17 protein-coding genes are annotated in these 19,041 nt (G+C 41.6%); 3 read left to right on the forward strand and 14 right to left on the reverse strand.

The window, feature by feature from the left end; all coding sequences use genetic code 11:
- Positions 1–118: 118 nt before the first annotated feature.
- The 3 genes from dcuC to ACED53_RS14390 form a co-directional block, all read right to left on the reverse strand.
- A complete protein-coding gene (gene dcuC / locus ACED53_RS14380; protein ID WP_009845449.1) occupies positions 119–1,486 on the reverse strand; it encodes an anaerobic C4-dicarboxylate transporter DcuC in 1,368 nt (455 codons plus the stop codon).
- A 434-nt stretch (positions 1,487–1,920) separates the two neighbouring features.
- A complete protein-coding gene (locus ACED53_RS14385) occupies positions 1,921–2,211 on the reverse strand; it encodes a putative quinol monooxygenase (protein ID WP_017101838.1) in 291 nt (96 codons plus the stop codon).
- Between the two features lie 253 nt (positions 2,212–2,464).
- Positions 2,465–3,607: a fatty acid desaturase gene (locus tag ACED53_RS14390; RefSeq protein ID WP_029225595.1), complete on the reverse strand. Its 1,143-nt coding sequence runs from the start codon at positions 3,605–3,607 to the stop codon at positions 2,465–2,467.
- 166 nt (positions 3,608–3,773) lie between these two features.
- Between ACED53_RS14390 and ACED53_RS14395 the strand changes: the two genes are divergently transcribed.
- Positions 3,774–4,319, forward strand: coding sequence for a GNAT family N-acetyltransferase (locus tag ACED53_RS14395; RefSeq protein ID WP_009845441.1), 546 nt, complete (start codon positions 3,774–3,776; stop codon positions 4,317–4,319).
- Between the two features lie 186 nt (positions 4,320–4,505).
- On the opposite strand, the gene ylqF is transcribed toward ACED53_RS14395, so the two are convergent.
- From ylqF to ACED53_RS14450, 11 genes are all read right to left on the reverse strand, one after another.
- Complete coding sequence (gene ylqF, locus ACED53_RS14400) at positions 4,506–5,441, reverse strand: ribosome biogenesis GTPase YlqF (protein ID WP_009845440.1); 936 nt, start codon at positions 5,439–5,441, stop codon at positions 4,506–4,508.
- Between the two features lie 166 nt (positions 5,442–5,607).
- Complete coding sequence (locus ACED53_RS14405; RefSeq protein ID WP_009845439.1) at positions 5,608–5,922, reverse strand: cytochrome c; 315 nt, start codon at positions 5,920–5,922, stop codon at positions 5,608–5,610.
- A 378-nt stretch (positions 5,923–6,300) separates the two neighbouring features.
- Positions 6,301–6,984, reverse strand: a complete 684-nt coding sequence (locus ACED53_RS14410; RefSeq protein WP_009845438.1) for a helix-turn-helix transcriptional regulator — start codon at positions 6,982–6,984, stop codon at positions 6,301–6,303.
- A 95-nt stretch (positions 6,985–7,079) separates the two neighbouring features.
- Positions 7,080–7,961: a hypothetical protein gene (locus tag ACED53_RS14415; RefSeq protein WP_029225596.1), complete on the reverse strand. Its 882-nt coding sequence runs from the start codon at positions 7,959–7,961 to the stop codon at positions 7,080–7,082.
- Positions 7,951–10,443 (reverse strand): fimbria/pilus outer membrane usher protein, encoded by a 2,493-nt coding sequence (locus ACED53_RS14420; RefSeq protein ID WP_017101842.1) that lies wholly within the window; start codon positions 10,441–10,443, stop codon positions 7,951–7,953. The genes ACED53_RS14415 and ACED53_RS14420 overlap by 11 nt, the downstream gene beginning before the upstream one ends.
- The gene (locus ACED53_RS14425) at positions 10,427–11,113 is read right to left on the reverse strand and encodes a molecular chaperone (RefSeq protein WP_012600554.1); all 687 of its coding nucleotides are present in this window, start codon (positions 11,111–11,113) and stop codon (positions 10,427–10,429) included. The genes ACED53_RS14420 and ACED53_RS14425 overlap by 17 nt, the downstream gene beginning before the upstream one ends.
- Positions 11,114–11,115: 2 nt before the next feature.
- Entirely contained in the window at positions 11,116–11,841 is a 726-nt protein-coding gene (locus ACED53_RS14430; protein WP_009845434.1) for a molecular chaperone, read from the reverse strand.
- A gap of 114 nt (positions 11,842–11,955) precedes the next feature.
- Positions 11,956–12,453: a hypothetical protein gene (locus tag ACED53_RS14435; protein WP_009845433.1), complete on the reverse strand. Its 498-nt coding sequence runs from the start codon at positions 12,451–12,453 to the stop codon at positions 11,956–11,958.
- 77 nt (positions 12,454–12,530) lie between these two features.
- Positions 12,531–13,055, reverse strand: coding sequence for a hypothetical protein (locus ACED53_RS14440; protein WP_012600556.1), 525 nt, complete (start codon positions 13,053–13,055; stop codon positions 12,531–12,533).
- A gap of 773 nt (positions 13,056–13,828) precedes the next feature.
- Positions 13,829–14,833 (reverse strand): low-specificity L-threonine aldolase, encoded by a 1,005-nt coding sequence (gene ltaE, locus ACED53_RS14445; protein WP_009845431.1) that lies wholly within the window; start codon positions 14,831–14,833, stop codon positions 13,829–13,831.
- Positions 14,834–14,873: 40 nt separating this feature from the next.
- The gene (locus tag ACED53_RS14450; RefSeq protein WP_009845430.1) at positions 14,874–15,389 is read right to left on the reverse strand and encodes an NUDIX hydrolase; all 516 of its coding nucleotides are present in this window, start codon (positions 15,387–15,389) and stop codon (positions 14,874–14,876) included.
- 287 nt (positions 15,390–15,676) lie between these two features.
- Between ACED53_RS14450 and ACED53_RS14455 the strand changes: the two genes are divergently transcribed.
- Both ACED53_RS14455 and viaA read left to right on the forward strand, forming a co-directional pair.
- Positions 15,677–17,332 (forward strand): ATPase RavA domain-containing protein, encoded by a 1,656-nt coding sequence (locus ACED53_RS14455; RefSeq protein ID WP_012600558.1) that lies wholly within the window; start codon positions 15,677–15,679, stop codon positions 17,330–17,332.
- A 12-nt stretch (positions 17,333–17,344) separates the two neighbouring features.
- Positions 17,345–18,790 carry an ATPase RavA stimulator ViaA gene (gene viaA, locus ACED53_RS14460; RefSeq protein ID WP_009845428.1) on the forward strand — a complete coding sequence of 482 codons (1,446 nt, stop codon included), beginning with the start codon at positions 17,345–17,347 and terminating at the stop codon, positions 18,788–18,790.
- The last annotated feature ends 251 nt before the right edge of the window (positions 18,791–19,041 follow it).

Below are 19,041 nucleotides of genomic sequence, written 5' to 3' on the forward strand. Positions count from 1 at the left end.
ATTAATATGACGCAAAAAAGGCGCTGAACTTATTAAGTTCAGCGCCTTTTTGTTAGGGCATTTTATATCGGCATCTCTATCTTAGCTTGTATCAGTCTAGATAGAGTGTTTCTTTAAGTTAAGCTGCCATTGGAACCAATACCAGCGTACCAAAGATAACCGTGATAAGACCACAGATTACTGGAACAGAAGTACGTTTTACAACTTCAAACGGGCTGATTTTACCCATACCCGATGTCGCAACAATTACGCCAGATACTGGAGAAATGGTACGGCCTAGGTTAGATGCTTGAAGCATAGGGATGATTAGGAACGCTGGGTTCAAGCCCATTTTCGCCGCTAGTGATGGAGCCAGTTCTACGAATGCATAGAAAGGCGCGTTACCAGAACCTGTCGCGATAGCTGCAGCAACCGTTAAACCTGTTAGGATAAGCATCAATGCGATACCGCCTGCGCCTGCAGATTCAGCAAGACCGATTAGGTTATCAATCGCACCGATAGACATTAGACCTTGAGCAAATACGCCCGCCGCAACCAACAACATTACCACGCCTTTGAACGCGTCAGCCATGCCTTGGTAGCAAGAATCTAAGTCTTCTAATGTTTTCTCGCCGTCAAACTTCTTAACAACGTAATCGATAACTGCGCCCACGAAGATAGAACCTACAACAATGGTGTAGATATCAAGTGAAAGCCCTGGAATCGTGCGGCCGTTGAATAGGAAAACGCCGATGATAGGTAGGAATGGCAGTGCAGCGTAGAAAGCCGGTGCTGTTGTTTCGATTTCAGAAACGTCTACTTTTTCCATTGGCGTGTTTTCTTTTTTATCTAGGTATTTGTTCCAGAAGAAAGCCGCGCCAGCCATCACGATGATTGCACAGATAGAAACAGGCAATACTGTTTGAACAGCAAACACATCAAGAGACATGCCTGATTTTTCAGCTGCGATAACCACATCACCAGAGGTTGGTGAAAGAATGATTGCTGCAGGTGATGCACAAACGGCAACCGCTGCTGGGCGTGAAATACCCATCGCCGTCATCATTGGGAATAGGGTCGCCATCAGTAACACACCAAGGCCTGTTGCAGAACTTACCGCTAGAGACATTAGACACGCTACGATGTAAGCCGCAACAAGAAGTACATAGGGAGATTTAATAGCAGCAAGCGGTTTAGAGAACTGTTTCACTACTACGTTGTTAGCACCAATGTGCGTCATGTAAGAAGCAAAACCACAAAGAAGCATGATTTGCATGCCTAGGCCGCCTCCACGGTACTGAAGCATGTACTTAACAAATTCGAGTGAGTCGGTAACCATGTTACCTGTTGAAGCGACCTTAGCTGGTAAGACTGTGTGACCAATAAGGCCAGTAATAAGAAGTAGGGCAAGGCCAGCAGTTAGTAATACGCCTGCCGCTTTATAACCTTTCACAATAAAGTAACCAACAGCGATGGTAATTACTAATCCGATCAAGAGCTCTAACATAGAAATCTCCACAAAGTTTAAAAAATATAAGAAAGTGTTTCAGAATATGACAATGAATGTACAGAAAACTGCACTGTGGCACGAGGCATAGTTGAGGTTGGTATGATCTAAGACAAACATTATTTTCGATGTTAATTGTGGTTGTAAATATTGATTAACCACTGTTGTTTGGATGTTAATAAACAAATTTTGTGACTCCCTAGAATATAACTTGGATCACCTTTGCTTGTTTTAGTTTCATATGATGGGATTGTTTTATAAGGCGTGGGTGTTTGTTGTGTTGAAAAGAAACGTGTAACGAAATGGGTGTTTATCTGAGAAAGGCGGTGAAAGTGGCGGTTTTTTATAAGTAGAATGAGCAGATATAAGTTTGTACAAAAGACAAACCCTGCGTTGAGAGCAGGGCTTTTATTGAATCAGTAATGAGTGACTGGTTAGGCGATGTGCGTCATTTTATTAAGTACAAAGGTTTCGATACAGTCTTCAGTCGCAGCCATGTACTGAGCGATGTGTTGGCTCGCTAAGTGTTTCTCTAGATGAGCTTCAGATTCCCAGTTCTCATGAAAAATGAAGTGGGCAGGGTTACTGTTATCTTGGTGCAGATCGTAATTAATACAGCCGTCTTCAGCACGGGTTTTATCGATCAATTTAATCATCTCTGATTTAACAAGCTCAGTTTTGTCTTCTTTAGAGACGATCGTTGCAATAATAGTCAGTTTGCTCATTTTCAATTCCTTAGATTTAAACTCAGTAAGTTAGAGTAATATAAGTATAAATTCAGGTTGAAGAAAGAGTTCTGGAATCCAATAACTATGGTGCTTAGCGTCCACAATTTAAATCCGAGATCATAACGTTGGGGTGATCGGTTGCGCTCATAAAAAAGCCCTCATAGAAATATGAGGGCTTCAAATAAGAGTTAAGCAGTGTCGTTACTGGTACATTAAGCGGACTACTAAGCCTTAAGTATATTGTTCTACCTTAAGCATACTGTTCCACTGTCATTGCCCAATTTTTTTTCTGTTGCTCAAAATTCATTTTGATTTGTTGGTAACGAACTTTAAGTAGAGAGTGTTCGTACTTCTTCACAACATCTTCGCGTTTGCTTTCAAGTAGCTGCTTTTTGACTTCGTAATACTCGTTCATGTTTGATACTAGAGCATCGAATTCTTGTTGAAGTTTGTCCGCGATTTGCTGCTTGTCGGCACGATGCATGATCTTTTGCTGCGTGCGTTTAAGTAACATTGATGCTTCTGCTTTTTCGATACGAGCTTGAGGGGTTTTCTTAAGCTTGCTTGCCAATCCCATCAAAGAAGCACTCTTGATCAACCATTTTGTAGGATCGTATTGCCACCAGTAGATGCCGTTGCGGTAATCGTTCTCAAAGATGTGGTGGAAGTTGTGGTAGCCTTCGCCAAAAGTTAGAACCGCTAACACACCGTTATCACGGGCCGTGTTTTTGTCGGTAAAAGGTTGGCTACCCCAGATGTGAGCAAGAGAGTTAATGAAGAATGTCGTGTGATGGTTAAGCACCAAACGAACAGCACCTACGATTAACAACATGCCAAGTACGTCACCGTAAATAACGCCTAAAGCGATAGGAACGCCGAAGTTCATGATCAACGCCAGAAGAACATAGTGCTTGTGCTGCCACATTACGATCTTATCTTTCTTCAGGTCACGACAGTTTTCATAGTTTTCATACATTGAGGTACTGTAGTTACGAATCATCCAACCAATGTGCGAGTACCAAAAGCCGCGTTTTGCAGAGTACGGGTCTTTGTCATTGTTATCCACGTGCTTATGATGCACACGGTGATCAGAAGACCAGTGTAACGCGCTGTTCTGCAGGGCAAATGCGCCACCTAATGCAAATAAAAATCTTAGGCTCGAATGCGCTTCAAACGCTTTATGAGACCATAAGCGGTGATAACCCGTTGTGATTGAAAGGTTACAGAACGTAAAGCAGATTGCTAGCCATATCCAGTGCTCCATACCATAGCCAAAAAAGTAGCCATAAACGGGAGCCGCAACAACAGCAAGCAGCATACTAAAAGAGAATACAAAAATATTGAGCCAGATTAATGGCGGCTTTTTTGTAGATTGTTTGTCGGCACTATTCATGAGCAAATTTCCATTGAGCTTACATCTGTGCGCTAGAATATCAGCGTACACGTGTAAGTCAATATTGAAAGTGTAAACGTGTATTAGTATGTTTTGCTTAAATATTGTATAAAGGTAGTGTGAAATGTAGTAGCAAGTCATAAATGGAAGTACTAAGGGCTAATAAATGGAAATTAAGGTAGCTGAATATAAAGATTATGAGCGGATTGCCCAATTACACGCGGATAGCTGGAAGCTATATTACCGTGGCATTCTTGCTGATGATTACTTAGAAAATGATGTTTTGGAGGACAGATCTGTTATTTGGCAGACTCGTTTGATTAATCCTCCTTTTAACCAACATGTTTTATTGCTTGAAGAGGGCGGTTTACTGGTTGGTTTCGTCTGCGCGTTTGGTAATCACAACTTTGAGCGTGGCACGTTCATCGATGCGTTACATGTAGATAATGCCTATCGCGGTCGTGGTGTTGGTAAGCGTTTATTGTCTGAATTATCGAAGTGGTTGCAGCAATACTATTCGGATTCAGGTCTGTACCTAGAGGTGATGTCTGAAAATCACCAAGCCATTGCTTTTTATCAAGCGATTGGTGGTAAAGAAGAGCTAGAGCAAGTTTGGAATGCACCATGTGGAAGTCAAGTGAATGAGAAGGTGATCTCTTGGAGCTCTCCCGTTGAACTTGAACAGAAAACAGCAAGCATTGTGTATTCTTAGTCACTTCAAGTTGAATAATGGTTCCTTGCTCAACAGCGACCTCTTACTGAAGTTGCTTTAAAGCAGAAGAACAAACTAAAAAGCCCCGAGCATTAAATTGTTCGGGGCTTTTTTGATTAGAGTAGACGCTTCAATTATTTGGCGTTTAGTCGCACCATGTAATTTTTTTCATAAAACGAAGAGGGATTAACGCTTGTTCTTCAAGTAACGTTTACGACGCTCTTCTTTTTTCTTAATCTGTTGTTCGGCTTTCAGCGCAGCCGCTTCTTCAACTTCGATCAACTCTTGTGTGATCATTTCTGGTAGCTCTAACGTTACTTTACCTAAAGTACCATTACGCAGTTCATGAAGTAGGATTTCAGAACATTTGTGAATGTCTATATGACCACCAGCACGAAGTGCGCCACGCTTACGACCAATCGCTTCCATCAATTCGATGTCAGACTCTGGAAGCTCTTCAATTTGGTAGCGTTCTTGCAAAAGATTAGGGTATTGCTTTGCAAGGTACTCGACTGTGTAGAATGCCACTTCATCGTATTCCATTGCCGTATCTTTTACAGCGCCTGTTGCAGCCAAGCGGAAGCCACTGTGTGGGTTTTCTACTTTAGGCCATAGGATTCCAGGAGTATCTGAAAGGATCACGCCATTTTGTAGATTGATACGTTGTTGACGACGAGTTACCGCAGGTTGGTTACCAGTAACCGCGATCGTACGTCCCGCTAAACAGTTGATGATGGTCGATTTACCCACGTTCGGGATGCCCATGATCATTGTACGAATGTTCTTACCCATCTGTTCACGGTGCGGTGCTAACTTACGCACGAGCTCCATAACGTGGTTAACTTCTTCTTTAGCGCTAGTAGTAATCGCAATCGCTTTAACGCCTTGCTCTTTCTCGAAGTGCTCAATCCAACGCTCAGTAAGCTCAGGATCCGCAAGATCGCGCTTGTTCAACACTTTTACACAAGGCTTATCGCCGCGCAGTGAAGAGATCATTGGGTTTTCACTACTGAACGGGATACGAGCGTCCAGTACTTCGATGATCACATCAACCTGTGGGATAACTTCTTCGATTTCTTTACGGGCTTTATGCATGTGACCCGGAAACCATTGAATAGACATAGAGATAAACCTTGATAAATATATTTGCTGCACATTGTAAGGGTTGGATGATACGTGTAAAGGTATATCTCTCCCGACCTTCAATGAGCTCAGTGAGTTTGCTTGAAGTATAGGCGACTTAGTGATGTTTATTTAACTTAGACTGATCTAATGAAGGTGAAATCCATTATTGTTGTGAAGCATAAAAAGCCGCAATATCTTTCAAGTCTTGATCATTGAGTTTACTCAGTTGTGTTTGCATCATCTCAGCGTAAGCGCCTTGTCTATCACCGTTTTGGTAAGCTTTCATTGTGTTATAGAGGTAAGTTGAATCTTGGCCAGAAAGTTTTGGGTAAGCAGTGTTACTTGTTTCACCCGTGGGGTTATGACAGAAAATGCAACTTGGTGACTTCATTTTACCCAGTTCAGGATCGCCAAAATTAGAGGCATGAAGGCTAGGGGAAAGAGTGAGTAATAGTAAAGTGAAGGAACGGTAAGTCATGCTTTTGCTCCGGTAAAAACATAACAATAAAGCTTACCCTAAGGGGAAGCTCAAGTCCGAATTGCTTTAGATGCTTTATGCTTTAGATATTTTAGAAGCTAATAGTGTTAACAGTTACAATTGACTTCGCTCTGTTAGGCGAGTAGAGGGTTTCAGAAGTGATGTTTTGTGAGTTCAAAAATTCTACTCGTGTCTTAGAGGATAGAATGTAATTAAGTCACTGATGATATGATTTAAACTTCTTTGTTCAGTCTAACTGTGATTCTATGATGGAGGGGGATAATAGAAGCACACCTTTTTAAGGGCCTAAATTATAATACGATCTATTATAAAAATAACTGCAATCCGCTGTCTCTATATTTGTGACTCAAATATTAACTACATGCCTGGTTGTATAATAGTCTCTAAGCTATTGATAAAATTTGCTTTTCTTATTGCTTCTTTTCGGTTGGTTACGTTTATTTTTTTATATATATTATATACATGCGTTTTTACTGTACTTTCTGAAATAAATAGTTCACTTGATATCTCTAAATTTGTATCTCCTCTGATAACTCGTTTAAATATTTGAGCTTCTCTTTTTGTAAGGGTAGATAATATTACCTGTGACTTGAATGTTTGGGAGCGCGCATTGGATAAAATATGCGACATTAACTTCCTCGGTAACCATAGGTCGTCATCACAAACCGTTTTCAAGCAACGTGTAAGGTGTTCTACAGGAGCATCTTGATATATTATGCCCTTTATATTAAACATGTTGAATAGTTGCATTACGGTAATACTCTGTCCGGTAATATCAGAGGGAACGTCATAGATTACCCATTTGTTGGACTCTACTTTTGATAAGGTGATGTAAACATCTTTGATGTCAGCTAAGAGTAAGTAACTAATGAGAATGACATCAAACGTCTTGCGATGATTCGAACGTTCAATACCTGAAATACATTCACGACTAAAACAAAAGTCACTGTATTTCTCTATTTCTCGTTGAATAAACTGGTTATTTATACCGTTATCGCCAATTAGGAGCATGTGCTTTAAATTATTTTTACTGTTATGCATACTTTACTCCGAAACTGACAAATCGTGTTGTGATTATATGATACTAGGTTTTATATAATTGCGTTGCATATCTCATGATTTATATAATTACATATTTAAGGCTGCTGTGAAAGTAGAGGTTCTATAGAAATTTGTAATGTATCGTCATATATTCCTCCCGGTTTGTTCTCTGTTTCCCCAATTACAAAACTCAAAGGAATAGGTTGACCGATCGTAGCCGAAATACGCTGAATTTTTGCATCAAGTTGACCGAGGTTTACTCTATCGTTATCTAGGGAAAGTTCGTATGGAATATCCCATTTTGTCTCATCAGATTCATGACGTAGCATCCCTTGATGGGATGATTCCAATACGATGGTATACGCTGTATTACTTTGCACCCATAGGTTCGGTGCAGAACGAATAATCTTGTTTGAATATAATGTTCCTAGATCAAGGTCATAATGCTGTTGAGTTAATCCATAAAAGTGAACTTTTGCAGCTGGTGGCACGGTAACGGATACTGGGAGTGAGGTAGGGCTGATCTCTATTTGTTGGTTGTCTGAGGTATAAGAGGGCGAGACTTCTAAAAGCCCTCGGTAGGCTCCTGACGCTAGCCACTGTTTGCTTGGGAAACGCATTTGTATGGTTGTTGAAGGTTGACTGTCGGTTAATGATACATGCCACTGATTGGCGATTGGCACACCCACTTGTCCACTCCACTCGAAGTTGAGTTTGTCTTGGTTTACCCCTTTTAACGTCCGACTAGTATCATTAAGTTGTAGAACCAAACTCAATTTGCAGTCTTCGCCAATTATATTCGCATCGATCCTATAAGTATTAATTGTTGCGTAAGTACCAGTGTTGAAAACGTCGTATTGCGACTGGGATGAGACGGGTTGAATCGTCAATGCACTAGCTTCACATGCTAATACAGAGGATACAGAATTTATGGCGATGAGGAACCATCCTCCCCACCGAAGTTGTTTAATCCACATACACATCTCCTAGTCTGATCAAGTTGTCACTGCGCTCGCTGAGAGTAATGACGGCTGACTCTTGTCCTTTAGTGTCAAGAATCAGTTGATATCTCCCTGGCTTTAACCCAGATATCGCAAATATGCCGTTCCGATTGGTAAAGAAGTCAATCGGTAACTGTTTAGCTTCACCAAGGTAATGTGCTACACCAGCGACAAGTGAAATTGGATTGTTACTTTGACGGTCGTATAGCTTACCAATCACGGTTAAGACAGCATCGGAACCAATTTGTAGTTGGAAGCCCCGCTTGTAATCAGGCTTAACCCAAAAAGCACCATCCCCCAAATCATATCCCGGTGGTAAGTTATCGACCTCATAACCGATGACTTGGCTATTATAAGCAACAAGATCAGGGACCATGGCACTGGCATCTCCGTTAAGGTAAACGCGTGCGTACTCTCCATCTTTTGTTGGGTCTAATGCCACGTCATTCTCTGCGAGGCTTTCGTGCTTGCTGACAATAGCGAATGCTTCTCGGACTGGTCTGCCGATCGTTACCGATGAACCTGCAAACGCAAGTGCACTGCTGATGGTCACGTCGGTACTGTGGTTTCTTGTGTCACCACTAATGTCGTCAAGTCGCGAGGCATGGGTGGCACTCAATTCGTAACGGTTTGCTGTATAGTTAATACCAGCGTCCATATCGGCGTCCGTTTCTTCATTCGTAATGACACTCGCAAAGCCTGATATCCCTCCGGTGTTACCTATATTATTCTGATAGCTGTAATCTAAGGCGGCTTCTCTTAGCTCTGTACTGTAACGACCGACGACACGAGTTTGTCGGCTAAGAGGCCAACTTATGGTGAGCGTAGTGCTGATGTCATCGTCTTTACTGGCGTGATCTTGATAGCTAACACGGGCACTCCAAGTCGCGTGAGTATCAAACAGTCCGTCCGATAAACTCGGGCTAATTAGCCAATAGTCGTTCTCTTTGTCTATTCCTAAACGGTAATTGACTGTCATGGCGGCACGTAATGATCGACTTAGATAAATCGAACCGAATGCAGAAGCATAATGAGTGGTTAAGTTGATGTCTTTATCGGAGGCGTCAAACCCAGCAACACCAGTAAAATTGTTGCTCAGATACTCATAACTAACACTCAGTTGTGGAGCCAGTGTATTCTTGCTGGAAAATTCCGCATCGAATGCAAATTTGTAAGCATCGCCGTTTCCTAATACAGGATGTTCGCTACGTGAAGCATTGAGTTCAGTGACTCCCCATCTAGAAGCGATGAGTGCGGTAGTACCATATTGGTATAAATCTTCACGGGTTTGAAAGTTGGTACCTAACGTTAACCAAGGGTTAATCCCCACATCAACATAACCATGGAAAATACGCTCATCGGTTAGGTATTCTAATTGTCCATTTTGGAGTTCAGAGGGTGCTCCATACATAATGCTATATTCAAACTCACCGCTATTGAGTAAGTCGTTACCCGTCGCAATAGAAAACTCGATACGCTCTTCATTCCCAGAACGATCGGTAATGACGAGTACAATATCGTTACTACCTTGCGCAAGAGGTATATCACTCAGGTTGTAGCTACCAGCGCCTAAGGTCAATCGTTGGACTGCAATCCCATCTATATAGACATCGACATTCGAGGCTCTTTGAAGTGTGAATGATTGATTGGCTCGTGGTCGTGCATTTCTGGTTGGAATCAGTGTGAAATCTCGAGTTAAGCCAATACCAAGTATGTCGGTACTGTCCTGAAAAGATTGGCCACTGTTGTACATATCGCCGAGCACAAGTCGTGTACCTTGCTGTGCAAAGTCAATATTAAGACGAGTTCCTTCTCTCACATATTGTGACTTTTTCGATGAACCATTTTCTAAATAGGATTCATATTCAAAATTGAAAAAACCAATGTTAAGTGCAGAATCGAATTGACTGCGATAAAGATCTTGCCTTGACGATTTTTGATCGACATATTGGCTCTCATTGGCGGAAAGGGCGACGTTAACGTATCCGCTTAACAGACTTGGCTCAGCATAGTTATAAAAATCATCTGCGCCGTTCATCGAGAGTTGTTGGGTTAAGCTAAATTCTGGCGGAACCGTCACGATACATTCCAACGAAGAAAAGTCGAAATTAAGTCCCAGCCCTACGCTCATAAAGTGGTGCTGCGACAGCATCTCATCGTCTGTCGTGTCATGGAGCTTACCAATACCTTCTTGAGTGACGACAGACGAAAGGAGAGACAGCGTACTTTCCTTTGGCAAAAGAATTTCGTTGTTTGCGGTAATGATAATGTCCGCTTCACCAAGAATGGTGTCACTTATCCTTAGTAAAGAGGTAAGTTGAATGTCGCGTCCTGTCGGGTTCAATACCATATCCTGGCCCCAAGCTACAGGGCTTAAGGCGGCACAATAAAACAGTACTAATCCCAAGACATAGAAAACTTGCCACATCTTGTGAGAGGTTTCAGTTTTCATATCCATGATAAGTGCCTACTGGTAAGTAATTTAAAGAAGAAGGCAAAGTAATAGTCGAGCGTGGTGGAATAAACTGTTCACCTAAAGCCTCATGTACCTTTTGGTTCTGAGATTCGAGCCCCTTAAAATGAAGTAACGATGTATAGGTAAATCGCGACCCTGAATTAGTAAGTGTTAGTTTTCCTTGTTCATCTATATGTAAGTTCACGTCAGGCTCTAGCGAGGATGAGTGAATGTGCAACAACGCATTGTAGTGAACTTGCAAATTGATACCGGTTGTTAAACTGGTAGGACTGTCCATTTTTTCGTTGTTTTGACCAATATTTAAGGTACTGAAACGAACAAAGTAACTTTGGGAAGTTTCGAGTTGGCGGTTTCCCAACCATTGTATACGGAATACTTGACGTTCACCGGGTGCCAACATAGCGGCAGGTGGAAACACAAACATCACCTCACTCGATAGATCTATTGTTTGGAACGTACCATCAGGTAAGAATTTCAAACGACGAACGTTAGCTTCAAGTGGGAGATCCCGCGTTGAGTTGTTAGTCACAACCAGTTGCGATGTTGCCCTGTGATCGGTATTGAGTTCAATGACGGTTGGAAACAGTGTTATGCCAAGCGCTTGTCCACACAGAAAACAAGAAATGAACCCACCAAAAATATAACGTCTCATTGCTACTGATCCTGCTCGATTTCAATCGATAGCGTCTCTACATTGTAATTTTCAAGTGGCTGCATTTCGAAAAAACGAGTGGAATAGGGAAGAACTAAAGTTCCTGGAATACGTTTGGCGATTTCTACGCCTTTTAAATAGGTTGATTTTTTGCCGTCAGAAATTTTCCATGTCGTATTGGTTAACCGACCATAACTATTACCGCTGTTCAGTACTTCAAGGACCCATTTGTTATTCTTGTTATTTGGTTCGATACTTTTAATTTCTAGTTGAGAGGCAGTGTTCTGAGGTCGCACGTTGATAAGCGTATTAAACTGAAGTAACAGACTCACTTGCCCTTGGTTGCTACTTGCTCTTTGAACTTTCACTTGCTTAACCGCAATACGAAAAGCTTTTGACTCTGTAATGGACGGATCGCCTAAATATCGGACCATAATAGATTGCGAACGTCCAGGCTCTATAATTGCAGTTACTGGAATCACTAATAGCTCGTCATCTGCAGGCGTCGTGGTCTCTTTTCCGTATTCATTCATAGTCATAAATACTGGAGACAGTTCGACTGTGAGTGGTTCGGTAGACGAATTCTCAACCCTCATTGTCATTTGAGCTCTTTTACCAAGTGGCGTCATCTCCATAGACATCGGCTCTACTTTGAACGCATGAGCTGACAAACAAGTGAGTGACAATAATAAGAGAACAGTCCATTTATGCATGATCCATTTATACATCGCGATGAGCTCCAAATTAAACTAGAGTCGTAATACAACTGAGGTTAAGTTTTAATACAACAAAGGCTTAGATGAAGTCGGAGGCCAAATAATAGCCCCCGACTTATTCAACCTCTAATTTGAGGTGATATTTACGGTTAACGTATCTGAATAACCACCTGCCCATGGGGAGGTTTCTGTTGTCACAATATCAATGGACGCGGCAACACCAGTCGCCAATACCCCTGAACCACCATAAGAGTTACTGATTGAAACGTCATTTAGGCCTGGGCCTCCTGGCGCATTAAGCGTGAAAGGAGCTAAGCCTGAAGGGTTAAATGTTGCTTCGTATGTAAGAGCGTAGTCTTCGCTATCATCGGACTCTAGACCACCCTCAGCACTCGTCAGTGTTACAGTTGCACCATCGACGTCATTACACTTCATGTTAAGGCCACTAACAGAAAGGTTTTGAATTTGAGATACATTACCAAAGTCCATCAGTTGTGTTGAAAGACCAGTAACTTCACATACAGGTGAAACAAAACCAACTAGCTGGACATCACCAGGAGCGGCTTGAACTTGAGCACCAAAAATAGCTGTGACTGTTGCTGCGTAGAGTGTTAGCTTTTTCATTAGAAATTCCTTTATCTTAAATGATTGGCTCGAATACTGCTGAGCGTATGTTGTTCTGCAGATACATTGCAGAGCTTTTACTTGGTCACGCTATGAATCGAAGGGTAAACTTCGATCTCAATAACGTCTTGATAATAACCCGCGAAACGCAAGCTATTTTCGAGTGCTACCCTAAGGCTCCCCTGTTGAGAGAAAGGAATAACACCAGAACTGTTTATCATTACTGGTGAAGTAAGTTGGCTGCTGTGCCTACTTTCATAAAGACGAAGCTCGTCTATTTGTAATGACAGATTATAAGTTTCAATAATATCAACCCCTTGGTGTTGATATTTTAAGCCTCCATATTTTGAATTAATCGTTATACCCAACGGACGGTTACAATACATATTAAAAGGCAATAGTTGCACATCACGGCGTTCCGTAAACTTCATGACATTGCCAGAAAAGAAATTTATTTCGCATCGATCTTTGATCTGGCCATTAATTCCTAACGTTAAGGTGTTAGCACTGGTGTAGAATGAAAGTGACAGACTAAAAATTAACGTTGAGACGATGAATTTGTGAATAAATACGAATGCTCTAATCATCATTTCACCTCTCATTGATTGAATGTAACCTGTTGCTTAACTTTCAAAACTATAAGTGCTTTAAAAAATGGTGAAGTAGTAAAAAAAGTTTATTATTTAGACGAAGTATGAGTTTTAGTATGAGTTTAAGGTAAGGTATAAATAGTACATTTTTAGATAATAATTTTGTTTTCAATTAGATAGGCAGTTTTTGACCCACAGTTAAATTTACGAGTGGATTTTTATTAATTGATAAAATTAGAACTATGGTCTACGGCGTTATTTTTAGTGAATTTTTCAATGGATTATTCTTCCAGGAATATTTTATTTTTAGTTTTATTCACTGGTTTATAATTTGAATGTGACGATTTTTAATTGTAATAGTGAAAAGTGGCTATCTATATTAGTTGGTAATTTCTATTTAAATTAGCCTCTTACGATGTTTTTTTAGAATTGGTGTGTTTTATTCTTAAATACCGTACGCGTGGCAAGTGAAAATTAAATTATTACGATTAAATTATTTGATTTTATCGTGCATGAAAAATTTAATCTCACAAATGAAAATCGAAATTTAACGATAATTTAATACTTAAACGCAGGTTTAATACATAGAAGGTATTCACATAGGCCAAAACAAGATTGCGTTCTGTTGCAGTTAATTTAGTTGAGTCTATTAGGCAGATTAGTCGGTATAGGTATAGGTGAGGTGGCTATTTTTCGGTGGAAGAGGTGAATGATTTTTTTAAAAGACTAAAGCTTCGTAAGGGAAGCTCTAGTCTTAATTGCTTTAATGCGAATCTTGTTCAGCGTTAAAGCGCACTTTCCAACTTAGTTAGGAAAGTCGCGATGTCTTTTGAACTGATATCTCTATGAGTAACAAAACGTACAGGGTTACCTGGTGACATTGTAATGCCTTGCTCTCCTAACTCCCGTGCGATACGGTTAATATCAATCGACTGATCTAACTTCGCAAACACAATATTAGTCTGAATGAAATCAGGGTTAACTGAGAAACCTTCTAACTTGCTTAAACCAATCGCTAGTTTTTTTGCGTTTTCATGGTCTACTTTAAGTTGAGCCACGTTCTCCGTGAGCGCCATTTTACCTGCTGCAGCAAGAATACCAGCCTGACGCATACCACCACCGACCATTTTACGCAATCGACGAGCTTTAGCGATGTACGCTTTGCTACCAAGAAGTAGAGAGCCAATCGGAGCACCCAAACCTTTTGATAAACAAATTGTCATCGAATCGAAGTGTTGTGCGATCTCTTTAATGTGAACATCTAGTGCAGCCGCCGCGTTATAGACACGCGCGCCATCTAAGTGCATTTGCAGGCCGTGTTGGTTTACGAACTCACGCGCTTCCGCTAGGTAAGAGACTGGCAGCACTTTACCATTGATTGTGTTTTCTAAACTAAGAAGCTTAGTACGAGCAAAGTGGCTGTCGTCTGGCTTAATCGCTGCAGCAAGCTTTTTAAAATCTAACGTGCCGTCAGGGTTGTTCTCGATTGGCTGAGGTTGAATCGAGCCTAATACTGCAGCGCCGCCAGCTTCGTATTTGTAGTTGTGCGCTTGTTGGCCACAAAGGTATTCGTCACCACGTTCACAGTGCGCCATTAAACCCAGTAGGTTGGCCTGTGTGCCGGAAGAAGTGAACATAGCCGCTTCAAAACCGGTTTCATTTGCAGCCCATTGTTCCAGTTCGTTGACGGTTGGGTCATCGCCATATACATCATCGCCTACTTCTGCATTTGCCATTACATCACGCATAGCTTGCGAAGGTTTAGTTACGGTGTCAGAACGAAAGTCCATGTTTATCTCCTAGAGTACTATTAGGTAGTCATATAATTGGCTATAGATGGCCACATAGTTGGGCTTTGCTTAAACAAGCGATGGTTTTGGTATCGGTAATTTGATCGTTGCGAATTTTATGTTGCAGTTCTTCCAAGCTAAGTTCGATAACCTCTATTACTTCATCTTCATCACATTCAAAGCGGGTAGTAAGGCTTAAGTCTTTTGCGATGAACAAGTGTTGGATCTCATCACAGAAGCCAGCTAAAGGGGTAACTTGTCCCAAGCTCTGGAAATAAGTTGCACTGTAACCCGTTTCTTCTTCGAGTTCGCGTTGTGCACATTGAAGAGGTGTCTCATCAATTTCCATCGTGCCAGCAGGGAGTTCCAAAAGCCATTTTTTAAGAGAAGGACGAAACTGGTTAATGAGGATGATTTTTCCAGATGAAGTGATAGGAAGAATAACGGCCGCGCCGGGGTGGTTTATTGTTGTATGTTTTACCACGACGTTCGTAGGGAGCGTCACGTTCTCTTCTATAAGAGAAATACTTTTCCATTGATGGATAACTTTACTCATGCAATCTGGCCACTTTCCTTGCCAATTTTTCTTATAACTGAAGACGTGTACCACCATAGCGTCTATGGTGTCGAAAATAAAAGAAAAATTAGGGTTAACAATAGATTTAGTTTCACACCATTCGTGATGCTACTCTCATAATTGGAATCTATGATTGCGCGAAAATTGCAGCTTAACCATCTGATATAAAGGCAACTCAATAATAAAAGATACTTGTAACAAAGTGCTAACAAATGTATAAAAACGTATCTACACTCTCAACTGTTCAAAGATTTTCGGAGTAACGCATGAACCCTTCTATTTCCTCACATGCTGACAAGGCGCTACTCTCTGAAAGAATCAATAAATTAGCGCATGCTCTCTCTGATGGCGTTTATGAAAGAGAAGACACCATTAAGCTTTGTTTACTGGCGGCTCTGGCTGGCGAAAGTGTGTTCCTATTGGGCCCTCCGGGTATCGCAAAAAGCCTTATCGCTAAACGCCTCATCCAGGCTTTTGACAACAGTAGCTACTTCGAATATTTGATGACACGTTTCTCTACTCCTGAGGAAGTGTTCGGCCCACTAAGCATTCAAGAATTAAAAGACAACGGTCGTTACGTAAGGCTGACCGAAGGCTACCTACCAACCGCGCAAGTTGTATTCCTTGATGAGATCTGGAAAGCAGGCCCTGCCATTCTCAATACGTTACTGACTGTGGTTAACGAAAAGACATTTAAAAACGGCGCAGACATTGAGCGTGTGCCGATGCGCTTGTTGGTTTCAGCGTCTAATGAACTTCCAGACGAAGACAGCGGCCTAGAAGCACTTTATGACCGAATGTTAGTTCGTGTGTTCGTCAACCGTATTCAAAACAAACAAAACTTCAAATCGATGCTAACGACAGGTACTTCTCAAGAAGCCGTCATTCCAAAAGGGTTAGCGATTACAGACATTGAATATCATCAATGGCAGAAAGAACTCGATAATCTGGAGTTGACGGATAATTCGTTTAACAAGTTATTTGAGCTAAAAACCATGCTTGAAGACACGGTTAAGAAGCAAGGCTCAGCATCCGAGTCGGATTTGTATGTTTCGGACAGACGCTGGAAGAAAGCGGTCAAACTATTGAAAGCGAGCGCATTCTTCAGTGGTCGTGATAGCGTTAACCCGCTGGATATTATGCTTTTACAGGATTGCTTGTGGCATAGCCCTGAATCTCGCGATGTGGTTCGTAGCGTTGTAAAAGATTTTGCGTTGAACCGAGCGTTTGATCAGCAAGAGTCTAAATCTCAAATCGAAATGTCTCGTGAAGAGCTAGAAGAGATTCAAGATGATGTTGAATCGACTCTCTCGGTGTCGCTCTCTGTGGAGTCAACCAGTGGCTTACGACGTAAAGACGTTTACCAACATGATATCAAGAACGCGAAAATGTACAGCGTCGGTAGCGCATACAATCTTATTAAATTGGTTATGCTGCAAAGCAATATGTCGGTGTCTGAATCTGAGAAAGGCGATAGTCGTTGGGTGTATGTAGCCAAAGATGATTTTGACCGCGTTTTAAAAGAAGGTCATGGCGACATTTATGGTTACGTAAACGAAAACAAAAATCTATGCCGCTTAAAGCTTGACTTGGATGCATCGAATCAATTAGTGATCAAAGATATTGCTAATCGTTCTGTATTGGTGAGTGTGGTGACTACTGACGGTTTAGATCAAGAACTGTATAACAAGTGGTTGAACGGCGCTGAGAAAGCCCTAGAACAGTTAACTGCAGCTGAATTCAAGTTAAAAAGAGTACGCACTGAATTCCATGACGCATTACCGCATAACTATATTGACCCTGATTTACCGAAAGCGATGGAATCAAGCTTACAGGCGGTAACACAAGAGCTTGAAACGACAAAAGTGAAGAGTAGCAAGATCGCGCAACGCATTAAGTTCATGAGTCAGTACTTTGAGTAAGAGGGGGAGCATATGTTAGGAGCTGACGGCTTAAACCTCGCTTTGATGGTGGCTGACTCAGGTATCATTGATACCGCGATGAATGATCTTATCGCTCGTTCTCAAGTGATGATGGCTGCTGAGAATAAAGGTGTGAAAACATCAGTCAAAAACCACTTAGTTAAATGGCGCGGTAAAGTAAAAAAACGCGTCACTAAAGTGTGTGAAACCGACCGTTTCCAAGAGGAAATCGCACTTTACCAAGAAGTGATTTACTGGGATGAATCTCAGTTTTTTGACGAGATTGATCGCGTTATTAAGAAGCTGGAGTGGCACTCAGCATTTTATCTACAAGCAAGACGTTTGATGGAAAACAATAAAGGTGTTTATAACGCGATGTTTCCACATTACTTTTGTGATCAATGGTACCAATCGCTGTCAGATGCCATCAAACAAGCTCAAGTCACCGAACTCGAAACAAGCAAAGAAAAAGTCTTAGCTGATCTTTATCAGCGCATGGAAACCATGAAAAACATGGACAAAGTGACAGAGTCGGGCGATGAAGGCAGTGTAGGGCGTTTGTGGGACATGGCATCGGCCAAATTAAGCAAAACAGACCTAACCATCATGAAGCGCCACGCTGAGTTTCTGAATAAGCACAAGGGTTTGCAAGAGATCGCAGAAAAACTAGGACGTATGGCTGGTGAGGAAGATGATCCTTCGCTACACAAAGCTCCTGTAGAAGAACTGCAGATGGTTGAAGAGAAAAGCGATGAAGCGGTCGATGATATTGTTGGGATTCACGAAAGTGATGATCTCAACAAGATGCTGCCAAACGAAACCATGTTCCTCGCTTACCCTGAACTTGAGGTTATCTTTTATAAGCACTTGGCCGACAAGCGTTTATTGAGCTATCGTTCGCAAGGTAAATCACGGACATTACGTAAAGTAAAAGCGCAAAAGCCTGATAGCAAGAATATCGATATTGAAAAAGGCCCGTTTATCGTCTGTGTCGACGCTTCGGGTTCTATGAGCGGTTTCCCAGAGCAGTCAGCCAAAGCTATGGCTTATGCTTTGATGCAGATAGCTCTAGCCGAAGAGAGAGACTGTTACGTGATTTTGTTCTCTTCTGAGCAGATTACCTATGAATTAACAAGGCAAGATGGCCTACGTGAAGCGAGTGACTTTTTAAGCTACTCATTCCATGGCGGTACAGATTTAGAACCTGTTCTGATGAAGTCGATTGATTTGATGACGGGTGACAAATACAAGAACGCAGATTTGATCGTGCTTTCTGACTTTATTGCTCCTAAGCAGTCTGATGAAATGATTGCTCAGGTCGAAAAATTGAAAGAGCACAAAAACCGTTTTCATGCGGTTAGTCTTTCGAAATATGGCAACCCACAACTTATGACGATGTTTGACCATTGTTGGGCTTACCATCCAAGCCTAGTCGGTCGTTTTATGAAGAAGTGGTAACGTCGAATTCCTTAATTTGCTCCATTTTGCTGCGTGTTTATTGATTGAAGAGATCGAACATGCAGCAATTTGATTTAAATGTCAGCAAACGGAATTGAAATTCATTTTTTTGTTTGACTATCTCCCCTCGATCCGTAAAGTAGGCACCCGAACACAGTGGTGCTAACGTTTAGTCGGTGCTAACGTGTTGAAAAATGGCGCCTTGGCAGAGTGGCTATGCAGCGGATTGCAAATCCGTGGACCTCGGTTCG

Source organism: Vibrio sp. 1F169 (assembly GCF_041439605.1).
Classification (GTDB): Bacteria; Pseudomonadota; Gammaproteobacteria; order Enterobacterales; family Vibrionaceae; genus Vibrio; species Vibrio tasmaniensis_A.